The 14,705-nt window shown below is 48.9% G+C and carries 13 protein-coding genes, 1 tRNA gene and 2 rRNA genes; 4 read left to right on the forward strand and 12 right to left on the reverse strand.

Annotated elements, in window-relative coordinates:
- Positions 1-4: 4 nt before the first annotated feature.
- From rrf (NNO03_RS05060) to rrf (NNO03_RS05070), 3 genes are all read left to right on the forward strand, one after another.
- Positions 5-120, forward strand: a 5S ribosomal RNA gene (gene rrf, locus NNO03_RS05060).
- Positions 121-134: 14 nt separating this feature from the next.
- Positions 135-210 (forward strand) — tRNA-Thr (locus NNO03_RS05065).
- A gap of 38 nt (positions 211-248) precedes the next feature.
- Positions 249-364 (forward strand): 5S ribosomal RNA (gene rrf, locus NNO03_RS05070).
- A 147-nt stretch (positions 365-511) separates the two neighbouring features.
- Here rrf (NNO03_RS05070) and NNO03_RS05075 read toward each other — a convergent pair.
- The 7 genes from NNO03_RS05075 to NNO03_RS05105 all read right to left on the reverse strand — a co-directional run bounded on the left by NNO03_RS05075 (position 512) and on the right by NNO03_RS05105 (position 9,902).
- Positions 512-1,270, reverse strand: a complete 759-nt coding sequence (locus NNO03_RS05075; RefSeq protein ID WP_048213472.1) for an amino acid ABC transporter ATP-binding protein — start codon at positions 1,268-1,270, stop codon at positions 512-514.
- 7 nt (positions 1,271-1,277) lie between these two features.
- The gene (locus NNO03_RS05080; protein ID WP_271441684.1) at positions 1,278-2,381 is read right to left on the reverse strand and encodes an amino acid ABC transporter permease; all 1,104 of its coding nucleotides are present in this window, start codon (positions 2,379-2,381) and stop codon (positions 1,278-1,280) included.
- A gap of 9 nt (positions 2,382-2,390) precedes the next feature.
- Complete coding sequence (locus NNO03_RS05085) at positions 2,391-3,572, reverse strand: amino acid ABC transporter permease (RefSeq protein ID WP_271448999.1); 1,182 nt, start codon at positions 3,570-3,572, stop codon at positions 2,391-2,393.
- A 69-nt stretch (positions 3,573-3,641) separates the two neighbouring features.
- Positions 3,642-4,667 carry an amino acid ABC transporter substrate-binding protein gene (locus NNO03_RS05090; RefSeq protein WP_202037597.1) on the reverse strand — a complete coding sequence of 342 codons (1,026 nt, stop codon included), beginning with the start codon at positions 4,665-4,667 and terminating at the stop codon, positions 3,642-3,644.
- Between the two features lie 460 nt (positions 4,668-5,127).
- The gene (locus tag NNO03_RS05095) at positions 5,128-5,349 is read right to left on the reverse strand and encodes a membrane protein (RefSeq protein ID WP_048213468.1); all 222 of its coding nucleotides are present in this window, start codon (positions 5,347-5,349) and stop codon (positions 5,128-5,130) included.
- Positions 5,350-5,619: 270 nt separating this feature from the next.
- On the reverse strand, positions 5,620-8,733 hold the full coding sequence (locus NNO03_RS05100) for an efflux RND transporter permease subunit (protein WP_271441682.1): 3,114 nt from the start codon (positions 8,731-8,733) through the stop codon (positions 5,620-5,622).
- Positions 8,734-8,744: 11 nt separating this feature from the next.
- The gene (locus tag NNO03_RS05105) at positions 8,745-9,902 is read right to left on the reverse strand and encodes an efflux RND transporter periplasmic adaptor subunit (protein WP_271449000.1); all 1,158 of its coding nucleotides are present in this window, start codon (positions 9,900-9,902) and stop codon (positions 8,745-8,747) included.
- 410 nt (positions 9,903-10,312) lie between these two features.
- On the opposite strand from NNO03_RS05105, the gene envR reads away from it, so the two are divergent.
- Positions 10,313-10,969 (forward strand): acrEF/envCD operon transcriptional regulator, encoded by a 657-nt coding sequence (envR, locus tag NNO03_RS05110; protein WP_271449001.1) that lies wholly within the window; start codon positions 10,313-10,315, stop codon positions 10,967-10,969.
- Positions 10,970-11,021: 52 nt separating this feature from the next.
- On the opposite strand, the gene NNO03_RS05115 is transcribed toward envR, so the two are convergent.
- The 5 genes from NNO03_RS05115 to NNO03_RS05135 form a co-directional block, all read right to left on the reverse strand.
- A complete protein-coding gene (locus tag NNO03_RS05115) occupies positions 11,022-11,186 on the reverse strand; it encodes a DUF2556 family protein (protein ID WP_003025279.1) in 165 nt (54 codons plus the stop codon).
- A gap of 82 nt (positions 11,187-11,268) precedes the next feature.
- Positions 11,269-12,153: an adenine-specific DNA-methyltransferase gene (gene yhdJ / locus NNO03_RS05120; protein WP_271449061.1), complete on the reverse strand. Its 885-nt coding sequence runs from the start codon at positions 12,151-12,153 to the stop codon at positions 11,269-11,271.
- 87 nt (positions 12,154-12,240) lie between these two features.
- Positions 12,241-12,537 carry a DNA-binding transcriptional regulator Fis gene (gene fis / locus NNO03_RS05125; RefSeq protein WP_000462905.1) on the reverse strand — a complete coding sequence of 99 codons (297 nt, stop codon included), beginning with the start codon at positions 12,535-12,537 and terminating at the stop codon, positions 12,241-12,243.
- 25 nt (positions 12,538-12,562) lie between these two features.
- Positions 12,563-13,528: a tRNA dihydrouridine synthase DusB gene (gene dusB, locus NNO03_RS05130; protein ID WP_271441679.1), complete on the reverse strand. Its 966-nt coding sequence runs from the start codon at positions 13,526-13,528 to the stop codon at positions 12,563-12,565.
- A 327-nt stretch (positions 13,529-13,855) separates the two neighbouring features.
- A complete protein-coding gene (locus NNO03_RS05135; RefSeq protein ID WP_271449002.1) occupies positions 13,856-14,596 on the reverse strand; it encodes a carbonic anhydrase in 741 nt (246 codons plus the stop codon).
- Between the last annotated feature and the right edge of the window lie 109 nt (positions 14,597-14,705).

A 14,705-nucleotide genomic window follows, 5' to 3' on the forward strand; every position in this document is an offset into this window, starting at 1 on the left:
TTTGCCTGGCGGCTGTAGCGCGGTGGTCCCACCTGACCCCATGCCGAACTCAGAAGTGAAACGCCGTAGCGCCGATGGTAGTGTGGGGTCTCCCCATGCGAGAGTAGGGAACTGCCAGGCATCAAATTTAGTGTGCTGATATGGCTCAGTTGGTAGAGCGCACCCTTGGTAAGGGTGAGGTCCCCAGTTCGACTCTGGGTATCAGCACCAGTTTTTAGGTTAAAGTTCGGCACGTAGAAAAGAATTTGTCTGGCGGCTGTAGCGCGGTGGTCCCACCTGACCCCATGCCGAACTCAGAAGTGAAACGCCGTAGCGCCGATGGTAGTGTGGGGTCTCCCCATGCGAGAGTAGGGAACTGCCAGACATCAAATAAAAGCGAAAGGCCCAGTCGAAAGACTGGGCCTTTTTGCGTTTTAACGTATCAGGAAAAAGGCCGGATGTGCGTTAATGCTTTATCCAGCCTACGAGGTTGGCATTGCTGTCGGCCTGATATGTGCAGGCAATCGTGGCGTTAATGTATAACCTGCGACAAAAAAGCACGAGTTCGTTCGGATTTAGGGTGGGCAAAAAATTCATCTGGAGGCGCCTGTTCGACAATCTCACCAAGATCCATAAAGATCACCCGATCCGCTACCGTGCGGGCGAACCCCATTTCATGTGTTACACACAGCATTGTCATTCCCGATTGCGCCAGGCCAATCATCGTATCCAGCACTTCCTTTACCATTTCGGGATCTAACGCTGACGTAGGTTCGTCAAACAGCATGATTTTGGGTTTCATGCACAGTGAGCGCGCAATAGCGACACGCTGTTGCTGACCACCGGAAATTTGCCCGGGATACTTATGTGCATGTTCAGCAATGCGGACCCGCTCAAGGTAGTGCATTGCCAGCACTTCGGCTTCTTTCTTCGGCATCTTTTGCACCCAAATAGGGGCCAGTGTGCAGTTTTGCAGAACCGTTAAATGAGGGAAGAGATTAAAGTGCTGGAAGACCATGCCAACTTCCTGTCTGACACGTTCGATATTGCGGATATCTTCGTTGAGCTCGATTCCATCCACGACAATACGCCCTTGCTGATGTTCTTCCAGATGGTTAATACAGCGGATAGTCGTCGATTTTCCGGAACCTGAAGGTCCGCACAATACGATACGCTCTCCCTGTTTTACCTGCAGGTTGATATTCTTCAGGACATGAAACTGCCCATACCATTTGTTGACGTTTTCCAGCGTAATCATCGCGTCAGTGGACGGCATTACTATTTGGCTCATAAATTCCTCAGTGCGGTGTACGCCCGGTGTTAAAACGTTTTTCCAGATGCTGGCTATAGCGCGACATGCTGAAACAGAAAACCCAGTAAATCAGTGCAGCGAAAACGTATCCTTCTGTCGACATCCCCAGCCAGGCCGGATCGACAGTTGCTTGCTGGACGCTGCTAAAGAGATCGAACAGGCCGATGATGATGACCAGACTGGTATCCTTGAATAGCGCAATGATGGTATTGACCAAACCGGGAATGACCAGTTTCAGTGCCTGTGGAAGGATCACCAACCCCTGCGTTTTCCAGTACCCGAGTGCCAGTGATTCAGCCGCTTCATACTGACCTTTTGGTAAGGCCTGTAATCCCCCGCGTACCACTTCAGCAACATAGGCTGACTGGAAAAGAATGACGCCAACCAGTGCCCGAATAAGTTTGTCGATAGTTGTACCCTCCGACATAAATAGCGGGAGCATGACTGAGGACATAAACAGGACGGTTATAAGCGGTACACCACGCCAGAACTCAATGAAAATGACCGATAAAACACGTACGATCGGCATATGAGAACGGCGGCCTAACGCCAGTAAAATTCCCCATGGAAGCGCGCCCGCGATACCCACGGAGGCGATAATCAGAGTCAGTGTTAATCCCCCCCACTGCCGGGTTTCTACTCGCTCAATCCCGAGAAAACCACCGTACATCAACCACCAGACGGTAAGGGGATACACCACCGCCCAGATGGCGATATAGCGGCCACGATGGGGGATGGTTTTCAAGAACATCGGGATGATGGAAAGCAGACCAATAATCAGGGCCAGATTGACGCGCCAGCGTTGATCGTGTGGATACAGTCCATACATGAATTGCCCGAAGCGCTCATGGATGAACACCCAACAAGCCCCTGCTTTGGTACAGTCGGCCCGGGTAGAACCGACCCAGTTGGCCTGCAGGAATGCCCAGTTCAACAGCGGGGGAAGGAACGACCAAATAAGCCACACGCATAGCAATGTGAGCAGGCTGTTTGACCAACTAGAGAACAGGTTTTTACGTACCCAAAATAGAATGCGACTTGCCTGGTTACTGCTCGGGCGTGCGGGGCGAGACAGCAGTGCTTTTGTCATCATGGCTCCTTAGCGCTCAATCAGTGCGATGCGGCGGTTATAAATATTCATCAACAGAGAAATACTCAGACTGATGATCAAGTAAACCGACATGGTGATGGCGATAGTTTCGATGGCCTGCCCTGTTTGATTGAGCACGGTTCCGGCAAACAATGACACCATATCCGGGTAGCCAATGGCGGCTGCGAGAGAGGAGTTCTTGACGATATTCAGATACTGACTCGTCAGTGGGGGAATAATGACACGCAACGCCTGTGGGATGATGACCTGCCGCAGGGTTACCCGGTTTGGTAGGCCCAGAGAACGTGCCGCTTCATGCTGCCCATAAGGGACTGCCTGAATCCCCGCCCGGATAATTTCAGCAATAAATGCAGAGGTGTATACAGAAAGTGCCAGTGTCAGGGCAGCCAATTCTGGAATAAGCACCATACCGCCACGGAAGTTAAACCCACGCAGTTCAGGGATATCCCAATGCAACGCCGCGCCGAAAATCCAATGTGAAATCATCGGTAGAAACGCTATTAGCGCCAGGGCTGTTGGCCATGTTCGGCGTAACTGGCCTGTTTTGATCTGGTGCATTTTGTTGAAGCGAAATAACCCAATGGTGATGATGACGGCAATCACTATTGCGGCACTGAAAGTAATCAGACCTTCTCCCATCTGTGGCGCCGGAATGTAGAGCCCACGATTGCTCAGAAAGACCAGATCCAAGGCACTAACAGCCTGCCGTGGTCCGGGCAAATTCCGTAATACGGCAAAATACCAAAAGAAGATCTGCAGCAATGGCGGGATATTGCGGAACGTTTCGATATAAATTGTAGAGAGCTTTCGTAGCAACCAGTTATCCGACAGCCGTGCTAGTCCGAGAAAAAAGCCGAGAAATGAAGCGAAAACAATGCACAATGCGGAGACTAACAGTGTATTAAGCAGACCGACGATAAAAACGCGGCCATATGTATCGCCTTGCTCGTAATCAATCAGATGCTGGACGATACCAAATCCGGCACTGCGTTCGAGAAAAGAAAATCCCGAGGTAATACCGCGACTGCTCAGGTTATTAATGGTGTTATGAATGAGATAGACCACAATGCTAACGACTGCAATAACAGCGAGTATTTGAAATAACCAGGCGCGGACCGCAGGGTTAGAAAAGGATAACGATCCTTTTACGTTTGAGCGGCGATGGGACATAAGAAAACCTCGGTAACTATGACTCTGGGCTGAGCGCCGCAGTTGCGGCGCTCGTTGCATCACTGCGCATTAGCGCACGGGTGGTGCATACTGAATGCCACCGTTATTCCAGAGGTTGTTCTGTCCACGCTTGATCTTCAGCGGGCTTTCCGATCCAACGTTACGTTCAAAGATCTCCGAGTAGTTACCTACCTGCTTGATAATGTTGTAAGCCCATTTGTTATCAAGTTTCAGATCCTTGCCATAGTCCCCCTCTTTACCTAACAGGTGCGCCATATCCGGTGTTGCAGGATTTGCCGCTTTTTCGTCAACATTTTTCGAGTTAACGCCCATCTCTTCAGCGTTCAGCATAGCGAACAACGTCCAGCGAACAATCGAGAACCACTCGTCGTCACCACGACGCACGACTGGCCCCAGTGGTTCTTTAGAAATAACTTCTGGCAGTACAATCCATTCTGCGGGGTTGCTCAGTTTGATCCGCAGGGCGTACAACTGAGACTGGTCGGAAGCAAGCGTATCGCAGCGCCCTGATTCCAGCGCTTTAGCGGACTCATCAGAACGGTCAAAGGTGACAGGGGTATACTTCATGTTGTTGGCTTTAAAGTAGTCGGCCACATTCAATTCAGTATCTGTTCCTGCCTGAATACAAACCGTAGCGCCATCCAGTTCTTTAGCGCTCTTCAGACCCGCTTTATTATGGGTGAGAAAACCAATGCCGTCGTAATAGGTTACGCCGGTGAAAGACATGCCCATCCCCGCATCGCGAGAGGAAGTCCATGTGGTATTACGGGAAAGCATGTCGACCTCACCAGACTGTAACGCGGTGAAGCGTTCTTTGGCGGTGAGTGGGGTATATTTTACTTTGCTGTCATCACCAAATACGGCAGCGGCAACCCCGCGACATACATCGACATCAATACCAGAGAATTTACCGCTTGCATCGGCGTAAGAAAAACCAGGCAGGCCATCACTGATACCACATTGCACAAAACCTTTTTTCTTTACGGCATCGAGAGTTGCGCCGGCATGTGCCTGATTTGCAACCGCAAGCAGCACGCCGGCCGCAGCCAGGCTGGCTATTATCATCTTTTTCATAGAGCATCCTGTGTGGAGGAATTATTGTTATGGAAACGTTCTACAAACGTCTTTTACCTGTCTGTGGCTTTGGCCATACTCTTCTAAGCAAAGGTAGTGCCAGGTTTTTGCGCACGATTATTCGACGCAATATGCAGAGTGTAGACAGGAAAAAATAAATGCAGCGCCCTGAAGTGGTGCAAAATTGAAACGTAAGCCACATTTCAGCGCAAAATATTTAATTTTCAGACAGGACGCAAGATAACAATTTCGGGCGTGAATATCTGTAGCGTGAGAATAATGAAAGGGATGTGCGTTATAACGAAGAATAGAGAAAATGCTAATTTGAGGTCATGGATATGTGAAGAGAATCTATAATAATTTTATTTTATGAATGATGCCTCGAACCAACGTTTTGTCTTATATAAAAATTTAATCATTATTGCTAAAAGCGCGGCAACAGCCGCGCTTTTATGATTATTTATTTCGTCAAGGCAACTATCCCAAGCGTCAAGCCGGCAACAGCGGCAGCACCACCGGCTATCGCTCCTGCAGTTTCCCAGTTATCCTGTGTGGTGCCTTTCATACAGGTGTTGGTGTGAACCAGACGCCCTTGATCGTCATAGACAGGCACGCAAGGGGAATCGTGTGCACAGCCAGCCAGTAATGCGGTAAGCAGTGCAACGGGTATTAATCTTTTCATGGTGTTACCTCAAAAATAAGCGTTTCGCTAATTGAGCAAAGGTAAACGCTCAGCCATCTGCGAACTCGACCGCTATTTTACCACTGCTTAAAAAAAGACTGACATGAGGAATAATCTCAATTCATGTGGATTGTAAAAATAATGGATAAAATGGACGGGCCTGAAAGTTCTTTCTGCAATGTTCCAGCGGAATTAAATGTCTATCTTATTAATAAGTAAAGAACTCATCATCATGTAAAAAGGCGTCCATGGACGCCTTTATTTTACAAATTATTCGTGGTGCCGGCTAAAACGCCGTTTAACGACAACGAAGAAGACGGGAACGAAGAAGATCGCTAACAATGTTGCCGTGAGCATCCCCCCCATAACACCGGTACCAACAGCATTCTGCGCACCGCTACCTGCACCATGGCTGATAACCAGAGGCATAACCCCGAGGATAAATGCCAGGGATGTCATCAGGATAGGGCGAAGACGCATGCGGGAAGCCTCAAGAGTGGCTTCGATCAACCCTTTACCTTCTTTGTCCATCAGGTCCTTGGCAAATTCGACGATCAGGATGGCGTTTTTGGCAGAAAGTCCAATAGTCGTTAGCAGGCCTACCTGGAAGTACACGTCGTTATTCATCCCGCGAAGTGACGCTGCCAGCAATGCTCCAACAACACCGAGCGGTACAACAAGCATGACAGAGAATGGAATCGACCAGCTCTCATACAATGCCGCAAGGCAAAGGAAGACGACGATCAGCGAGATGGCATACAGCGCCGGAGCCTGGTTACCTGACAGTCGTTCCTGATAGGACATTCCCGTCCAGTCATGACCGATACCATTTGGTAGTTTTTCCGCAAGGCTTTCCATCAAGGCCATTGCCTCACCGGTACTCCTGCCTGGCGCAGCTTCTCCCAGCAACTCCATTGATGGCATACCATTGTAGCGTTCCAGTCGTGGCGAGCCGTAAATCCAATGTGCTGAACTGAATGTAGAAAATGGCACCATTTCGCCATTGGCGCTGCGGACATACAGATTATTGATGTCCTCCGGCAACATACGGAATTTAGCATCTGCCTGGACATATACTTTTTTCACGCGGCCACGGTCAATGAAGTCATTGACGTAATAGCCACCCAATGCGGCAGAGATGGTTTCGTTGATATCAGATAATGAAACACCCAGTGCTTGTGCTTTTTCCTGATCGACATCCAGCTTGAATTGCGCGGTATCCTCAAGACCGTTAGGGCGTACGCGCACCAGCAGGTCAGGGTGTTTTGCCACCATGCCCAGCAGCTGGTTACGTGCTTGGGTTAGTGCGGCATGTCCCAGCCCGCCCTGGTCAATCAGTTCAAAGTCAAAACCGGTTGCCGTACCCAGCTCAACAATGGCTGGCATGTTGAACGGGAACACTAAACCATCGCGAATCTGACTAAATGCCCGGGTTGCGCGGGCAATAACGGATTCAACGTTATTTTCGCTACCGCTACGTTCTTCCCAGGGTTTGAGGCTGACGAACGCCATCCCTGAGTTTTGTCCCTGACCGCTGAAGCTAAAGCCGTTAACCGTAAAGACGCTCTCGACATTCGCTTTTTCATTGTTCAGGTAGTAGTGAGTGACCTGATCCAGCACTTTCTGAGTGCGTTCTTGAGTTGCACCTGCCGGGAGTTGAATCATTGTCAGGAATACGCCCTGATCTTCCTCTGGCAAGAAAGAGGTTGGAAGGCGCATGAAGAGTACAGCCATCCCAATCACAATGACCAGATACACCACCAGGTAACGCCCCGTTTTGCGAATGATTCCGCTGACGCTATTGGTGTAATGGTTGACGCTGTGGTCAAATTTGGCGTTAAACCATCCAAAGAAGCCGCTTTTTTTCTCGTGATGATCGGCAGAGACTGGCTTCAGTAATGTTGCACACAGTGCCGGTGTCAGAATCAATGCGACCAGCACGGAAAGCGCCATTGCAGAAACAATAGTGATTGAGAACTGTCGGTAAATTGCCCCAGTGGAACCGCCAAAGAAGGCCATTGGGATGAATACCGCAGAGAGCACCATGGCGATACCGACCAGGGCTCCCTGAATTTGTGACATGGATTTTTCTGTCGCCTCTTTCGGCGGTAGATTATCTTCCATCATCACACGTTCTACGTTTTCCACCACGACTATCGCGTCATCAACCAACAAGCCGATGGCGAGCACCATCCCGAACATTGTTAGGGTATTTATCGAGTAGCCAAACGCGGCAAGGACGGCAAATGTTCCCAATAATACGACGGGGACCGCGATGGTCGGAATGAGCGTTGCCCGGATGTTTTGCAGGAACAAATACATGACCAGGAAGACCAGCACGATCGCTTCAAAAAGCGTTTTTACGACTTCGTGAATAGAGATCGTAACAAACGGCGTCGTGTCGTACGGATAGACGACCTTCATTCCCTGCGGGAAGAAAGGTTGCAGTTCTGCCAGTTTTGCTTTGATGGCGTTAGCGGTATCCAGTGCGTTTGCGCCGGTGGCCAGTTTAATACCGAGACCGGATGCAGGCTTACCGTTAATGCGAGCAACAACATTATAGTTTTCACCGCCCAGCTCAATACGCGCGACATCTTTCAGATGAACAACAGAGCCATCACTGTTCACACGTAAGGTGACTTTGCCGAACTCTTCTGGATCTTTCAGGCGTGTTTGCGCAATGATCGAGGCATTAAGCTGCTGATTAGGCAATGCCGGGGTACCACCTAACTGACCTGCGGCTATCTGATCGTTCTGTACTTTTAACTGATTAATGACATCGACTGGTGTGAGTTTGTACTTGTTCAGCAAGTTTGCATCCAGCCAGATGCGCATGGCGTACTGAGCACCAAACAGCTGCACGTCGCCAACGCCGTTCAGACGACTGATGGTGTCTTTAACGTTAGAGGCAACGTAATCGGAGATGTCATCCTGTGTAGTTTGCGGATTGTCAGAAACAAAACCCGCAACCATCAAAAAGCTGCTACTCGATTTCTCAACACTGATACCTTGCTGCTGGACTTCCTGCGGCAGAAGCGGTGTGGCGAGCTGCAACTTATTTTGCACCTGGACCTGCGCGATATCGGGGTCGGTCCCAGACTGGAACGTCAGTGTGATGGTCACGCTCCCGGCTGAATCGCTGGTGGAGGACATATACATCAGGTTATCGATACCGTTCATGTTCTGTTCGATAACCTGCGTTACTGTGTCCTGAACCGTCTGTGCATCCGCACCTGGGTAGGTTGCGGAAATCGCTACGGCAGGGGGCGCGATGGTAGGGTACTGTGCCACGGGCAGTTGCATGATCGCCAAAGCACCCGCCATCATTAGAATGATGGCCAGCACCCAGGCAAAGATAGGTCGCCTAATAAAAAAGTTTGCCATGTCCGCTTACCTTATTGCGCCGCAGCTGCTGCCGGGGCATCGGTAGTGGCTTTAACCTGCACGCCAGGGCGTGCTTTCTGTAAGCCGCTCACGATGACTTTATCGCCGGGTTTTAAACCGTCGCTAATCAGCCATTTGTCGCCAATGGCTTGCGCAGCGACAACGGCACGAGACTCAACCTGGCTCTTGTCGTTAACGACCATCACTGTGGCATCACCACGCGGAGTACGCGTTACACCTTGTTGTGGAACGAGAATGGCATTGGGCTGTACACCTTCATCGATACGCGCCCGAACAAACATGCCCGGTAACAGGGTGTGCTGCGGGTTAGGGAACACGGCTCTGAGGGTGATGGATCCGGTGCTTTCATCAACCGTAACGTCAGAAAATTGCAAAGAGCCTTTCAGCGGGTAGGACTGGCCATTTTCCATCACCAGTTCAACAGCGCTGCTGGTGCTGTCTTTATGCAGGCTACCTTGTTCAATGGATTGCTTGAGGCGCATAAAGTCGTTGCTGGACTGCGTGACATCGACATAAATAGGATCAAGTTGCTGAACGGTAGCTAACTCTGTTGCCTGACCATTGGTGACCAGCGCCCCTTCAGTGACGTTGGATTTACCGATACGTCCGCTAATTGGCGATGTGACTTTGGTGTAAGCAAGATTAATGCGAGCGCTTTCAACGGCTGCTTTTGCTGCAGTAACAGAAGCATCTGCCTGACGCGCATCAGCAATGGCCTGATCGTACTCTTGTTGGCTGATGTACTTAGTGCCGACCAGCGGGATGTAGCGTTTCACGGTTAAATGCGCAATGGCAGCCGCCGCTTCACTCTTCGCCAGCTCACCTTTGGCGCTGTCATAGTCTGCCTGGTAGGTTGCGGGGTCGATCTGATAGAGCGATTGACCTGCTTCAACATCACTCCCTTCGGTGAAATTCCGTTTAAGTACAATCCCACTGACCTGAGGGCGGACTTCTGCAATACGGAATGAGGTCGTTCGTCCCGGCAGTTCAGTTGTCACGGCTAAAGGGGCCGACTCAACGACATGGACAGTAACCTGTGGCTCGGCAGGATGAGCTTGTGTATCCCCCTGATCGTTACAACCGGCGAGTAATGCAGCGGAGATGATGATGAATGAGGGCAGGAGTGAGAACCTGGCATTTTTCGTCATTACTATTCCTTAAAAAACCGAAAGCTCGTTATTTACCGGGTGAGGCGAGGGAGATAACGTGCACAAAAAATAATAGTTGGCTATCCTACAAATTATTAGCTTGCGATGTAAGCAATACTTATTTATGGGGGCGATGCACGGCACGTAAAAACAAAAAAAGAGTAATCAGCTACCGACTTATTATGTCGTTAATAGCAATACTATGATGCGCATAAATACATATTGAAATGATTATGTGATTGGTGAATGTATTGGTGTTGTTTATTCGTTTTGATTATTTGTGTGTAATCAGCACAATGAAATAGTTTAGATCTCGTTTAAACAATCTCCAGGTGATACATTTATTCCGTATAGTAAATATTAAATAAGAAAGTTAATCATTCTCTACTCTGCCTCAGGCATTCGGAACTATGGCCAGAAAAACGAAAGCTGATGCCCTCAAAACGCGCCAGCTCCTGATTGAAACTGCGATAGCGCAGTTTGCCGTGCGCGGCGTAGGCAATACAACGCTAAACGACATTGCGGACGCCGCCAACGTGACGCGGGGGGCGCTTTACTGGCATTTTGAAAACAAGACCCAGCTGTTTAATGAGCTATGGTTACAACAACCTCCTCTCCGCAACCTTATTCAGGAAAAACTCATTGGTCGTTGGGGAGATAATCCTTTGCAGCGGTTGCGTGAGAAATTAGTTGTAGGTTTGCAATATATTGCTGAGAATCCTCGTCAGCAGGCATTAATGCAAATTTTATATCATAAGTGTGAATTTCATAACGATATGATATCAGAGCAGGCGATTCGCGATAAAATAGGACTGAGTCACCAAAGTATTCGTGAGTCTTTGCAGCAGTGTGCGGTTAACAATTTGATCGCTACCAGCCTTGATTTAGACGTTATCATCATTATTTTGCATGGCAGTTTTAGCGGAATAATAAAAAACTGGTTAATGAATCCAGCGAGTTATGATCTCTACCAACAAGCACCTGTATTAGTCGATAATGTATTAAAAATGTTAAGCCCTGATGGTTGCATGCTGCAATTGATTCAGGGTGAGGATCAGGCTGGCTAGTTTCTGCCGCCATGGACTGACGGCAGTTACAGAACGGTAAGCACCGGGCGCACTATTCGAGGTCGACGCAATTGACCAGCTTGAGGGGATTCACTGAGTTCATATTCCGGCACTTGTCGTGCTCTGTTGTCATTAACTCTATCCACTGAATGAGTAGTGCATCAAAAAGAAAAACAAAGACAGCAAAAACAACCAGCCACCAATACTTGCGAATCATTACCAAATCCTGTGTATTCATGCCCAAGTGTGCAGGGAATATACACGAAATCTAAAAGCTGAGAAGCAGACTTACAATGCTTTTACTTTGCTGAAATTCCATCGCTCTTTTCCGGTAATCGACTCTTTTTAGACAGGTTTTTCGTCTTGCGTTTTTTCACCTTTGCAAGCTCATTCTCTGAAAAATGGGAGCTAATACGCAGTCTCCGCAGTCCCATTTTTACGTATTCATCATTGATTTCAATACCGACAAACTGACGCCCCAAACCCACTGCGGTTGCCCCGGTAGTGAAGCTACCCGCGAACGGATCTAACACCCAGTCGTTTGGATTCGAGGAGGCCAAAATGATGCGTTCCAGCAGAGCTTTAGGCTTTTGGGTTGGATGGTTTTCGTATTCATCCATCAGGTAGCGGACGCGTGGAAATTCCCAGACATTACCCGGTACTTTTTTATGATTGTAGGGTTGAGGTGGGTTCTTTCTGTAATCGATCAGCGCGCGTTTCGCCCCCGTTTTCGCTTCAACCAAAATATCATCACGGTTAAATGTATAACTTTTTGGGTCTTTGACCATCATCAGGATCGGTTCATACATGGAGCCAAAGTACTTTTTGGCCTGTACTCCCGAGCTATCATAGGCCCACACAATACGGCTTTTGATGGTAAAAAGCTGTCGGCATTTGAGATCGATGTACGGCATGTTCTCCGTACTGTTCATGATGTACATGGTGCCTTGTGGCTTTAATATTCGATGGCATTCATCAATGCACTCGAACAGCCAGGCCAGAAAGCTCTCTTCGTCCCAGGATTCTACCAACCCGTCAAAATCTTTCCCGATGTTATAAGGCGGGTCGGCAAAGATCAGATCGATGCTTTCAGACGGCAGCTTTTTCAGTTCAGTTAGCGCATCACCCTGGATTATCTTTTTTGATTCATCACCAAAGTAGACAGGTTCACATCTTGCTTTCATCACCAAAGCCTCCGTGTGACGCGAATAAAAAAGGCGCTTCCCCATGCCGAGTAGCGCCTTTTAAAACAAACATTTCGCTGATTAGTATCAGTTCATGCCGTATTTTTTCAGTTTTTTACGCAGCGTACCACGGTTGATGCCCATCATCAGGGCAGCACGGGTCTGGTTACCGCGGGTGTATTGCATCACCATGTCCAACAGGGGCTGTTCTACTTCAGCCAGTACCAGCTCATAGAGATCGTTAACATCCTGACCATTCAATTGAGCAAAATAGTTCTTCAGTGCCTGTTTAACCGAGTCACGCAGGGGTTTTTGAGTTACCTGATCCTGAGAGTTAACGGTAGAAACGGTCAGTACGTCAGAATTTACGCGTTGTTCGAACATAGTTCTGTCAGCTCTTTATTTCTGTTTACGCAAAATTTTCGAAGTATGCCTCCAACGCCGCCAGCTGTTCGCTGGAATCTTCAATGGCGTTGAATGTGCGCCGAAACTGGTCATCTGGAGCGTGTTCCTGGAGATACCAGGATACGTGTTTACGCGCAATTCGGTACCCTTTTGCCTGACCATAAAAGTCGTGCAATTCCCGAACATGCGCACAAAGCAAGCGCTTCACCTCTGCCAGAGGCAGCGGGGGCAGCAGCTCCCCAGTGTCCAGATAATGCTGGATTTCCCGAAAGATCCAGGGTCTTCCCTGAGCTGCACGTCCTATCATCAGGGCATCCGCCCCCGTATAGTCGAGTACAGCTCTGGCTTTATGCGGGTCAGTAATGTCGCCATTCGCGATAATCGGAATGGAAACTTTCTGCTTAACTGCCCGAATACTGTCGTACTCAGCATCTCCATTGAACAAACAGGCGCGGGTGCGTCCATGAATGGTCAGAGCCTGAATGCCACAGTCTTCAGCCAGTTGGGCAATCTCTACGCAGTTACGGTGTTCCGGAGCCCAGCCGGTGCGAATCTTGAGTGTGACAGGAACGTCCACTGCATTGACGACCTCGGTTAGTATCGATTCCACTAAATCCGGGTACTGCAAGAGGGCTGAACCTGCGAGCTTGCGATTCACTTTTTTAGCCGGACACCCCATATTGATATCAATAATCTGGGCGCCGCTTTCCACGTTAATACGTGCGGCATCAGCCATCTCAACAGGGTCGCTACCGGCAATTTGCACCGTGCGAATTCCTGGCTCATCAACGTGCACCATACGTAAACGAGATTTGTCGCTTTCCCAAACCTGCGGGTTAGAAGACATCATCTCGGATACCGTCAATCCTGCTCCCATCTCATAGCACAGCGTCCTGAATGGTCTGTCAGTGATGCCAGCCATAGGTGCTGCGATCAGGCGATTTCTGAGCTGGTATTGTCCGATGCGCATGAGTTAAGAAATGACCATACTGTGACTGCAAGGCGGCGTATATTACGCATTTTTTGCATGAGATGAAAGGCCAAACTTTGACCAATCCACTGAGGTGGATCAATGAATTGCCGTAAATCTGAGCGGGTGAAAATAATTAATCATATAAATCATTGCATTATAAAAATGTGTCGATTTTATATACGCATATAATTTTGCGTAACTTCTCATTTTTTCTTCGAGGTCAGGCGGTCTGGCAAGATAATCTGCTGAATTAATCAGCAGATTATTGTGACATAGTGTGACTATGCTCTCATTTCAGAACATGATCGTAGGGTTTTTTGCGGATTACTCGACAATCACGCGGCCATTGAGCGGTTGTGCGGGGCGGTTGTTGTCGTGATGCATGGCCCGAGTGAATTTTTTTAGCTGTGTTTCGGAAAGCGTCATCGGGTGCTTCAGGATAATCCAGGTTACACCTTCGGTGCAGGGCGGTGTCGTCAGAGAACCGCTGAAGCGCCAGTAAGTCTTATCGACGGGCAGAAGCGCGTTGAGATCCATCTGCGTGGTGACGTTGATATTCTGCTCAGCTTTTTCGGGCATCACGGTCCACAGCTTATTTAATTCTGCGTTTTCAGTGCCGACATCAAACATTACCGCGACGACAGCAATATCGCCTTTTGCATCTTTGTGCACCAGGTGTGCCTCCATAGCGTAATGTTTGCCATGAATGGTGTTTTCACTCGGCGCGTGAAAATGGAACTGCTGGAGAGTAAATGGCGTGCCATCAATGGCCACAGTATCATCGGTCGAGACCTTTAGACCCGCCTGGATGGTATGACCATTGTTGATGAGCGTGACCGGCCCATCGGTATAGTGAACGCTAAGCGGTGAGAGGTGCGCTGTAAGCGCGGTGTCGATGTTGATCGGGGATTGATTCCTCCCGGTCTGGCAAGTTTTGTACTCTTCACTGAGCGCGCCCCAGTGTTCTGGAGAACCTTCTCCCTCGTAACCCCAGTGAGATGCAAAAACCGTTACGGGTATGATGCTTAGCGCTAGCAGCGCCGCCTTACCAAATGTTGCTTTCATACAATTCGTCCAATGAATAATTAATGTTATTTAATACTTTAACTTCAATGAGTTAAGTAGGGTATTTTAGCATTGCGACGGTGGCGGGGGAGGTACAAAAAAAGGGAAA

Source organism: Citrobacter sp. Igbk 16, from assembly GCF_028069755.1.
In the GTDB taxonomy this organism is placed as follows: Bacteria; Pseudomonadota; Gammaproteobacteria; order Enterobacterales; family Enterobacteriaceae; genus Citrobacter.

Excerpts from the sequence above, each read along its gene's own strand:
- fis (WP_000462905.1), bottom strand. The coding sequence starts at position 12,537 with ATGTTCGAACAACGCGTAAATTCTGACGTACTGACCGTTTCTACCGTT.
- NNO03_RS05135 (WP_271449002.1), bottom strand. The coding sequence starts at position 14,596 with ATGAAAGCAACATTTGGTAAGGCGGCGCTGCTAGCGCTAAGCATCATA.
- dusB (WP_271441679.1), bottom strand. The coding sequence starts at position 13,528 with ATGCGCATCGGACAATACCAGCTCAGAAATCGCCTGATCGCAGCACCT.
- NNO03_RS05075 (WP_048213472.1), bottom strand. The coding sequence starts at position 1,270 with ATGAGCCAAATAGTAATGCCGTCCACTGACGCGATGATTACGCTGGAA.
- NNO03_RS05105 (WP_271449000.1), bottom strand. The coding sequence starts at position 9,902 with ATGACGAAAAATGCCAGGTTCTCACTCCTGCCCTCATTCATCATCATC.
- envR (WP_271449001.1), top strand. The coding sequence starts at position 10,313 with ATGGCCAGAAAAACGAAAGCTGATGCCCTCAAAACGCGCCAGCTCCTG.
- yhdJ (WP_271449061.1), bottom strand. The coding sequence starts at position 12,153 with ATGAAAGCAAGATGTGAACCTGTCTACTTTGGTGATGAATCAAAAAAG.
- NNO03_RS05090 (WP_202037597.1), bottom strand. The coding sequence starts at position 4,667 with ATGAAAAAGATGATAATAGCCAGCCTGGCTGCGGCCGGCGTGCTGCTT.
- NNO03_RS05095 (WP_048213468.1), bottom strand. The coding sequence starts at position 5,349 with ATGAAAAGATTAATACCCGTTGCACTGCTTACCGCATTACTGGCTGGC.
- NNO03_RS05115 (WP_003025279.1), bottom strand. The coding sequence starts at position 11,186 with ATGATTCGCAAGTATTGGTGGCTGGTTGTTTTTGCTGTCTTTGTTTTT.
- NNO03_RS05080 (WP_271441684.1), bottom strand. The coding sequence starts at position 2,381 with ATGACAAAAGCACTGCTGTCTCGCCCCGCACGCCCGAGCAGTAACCAG.
- NNO03_RS05085 (WP_271448999.1), bottom strand. The coding sequence starts at position 3,572 with ATGTCCCATCGCCGCTCAAACGTAAAAGGATCGTTATCCTTTTCTAAC.
- NNO03_RS05100 (WP_271441682.1), bottom strand. The coding sequence starts at position 8,733 with ATGGCAAACTTTTTTATTAGGCGACCTATCTTTGCCTGGGTGCTGGCC.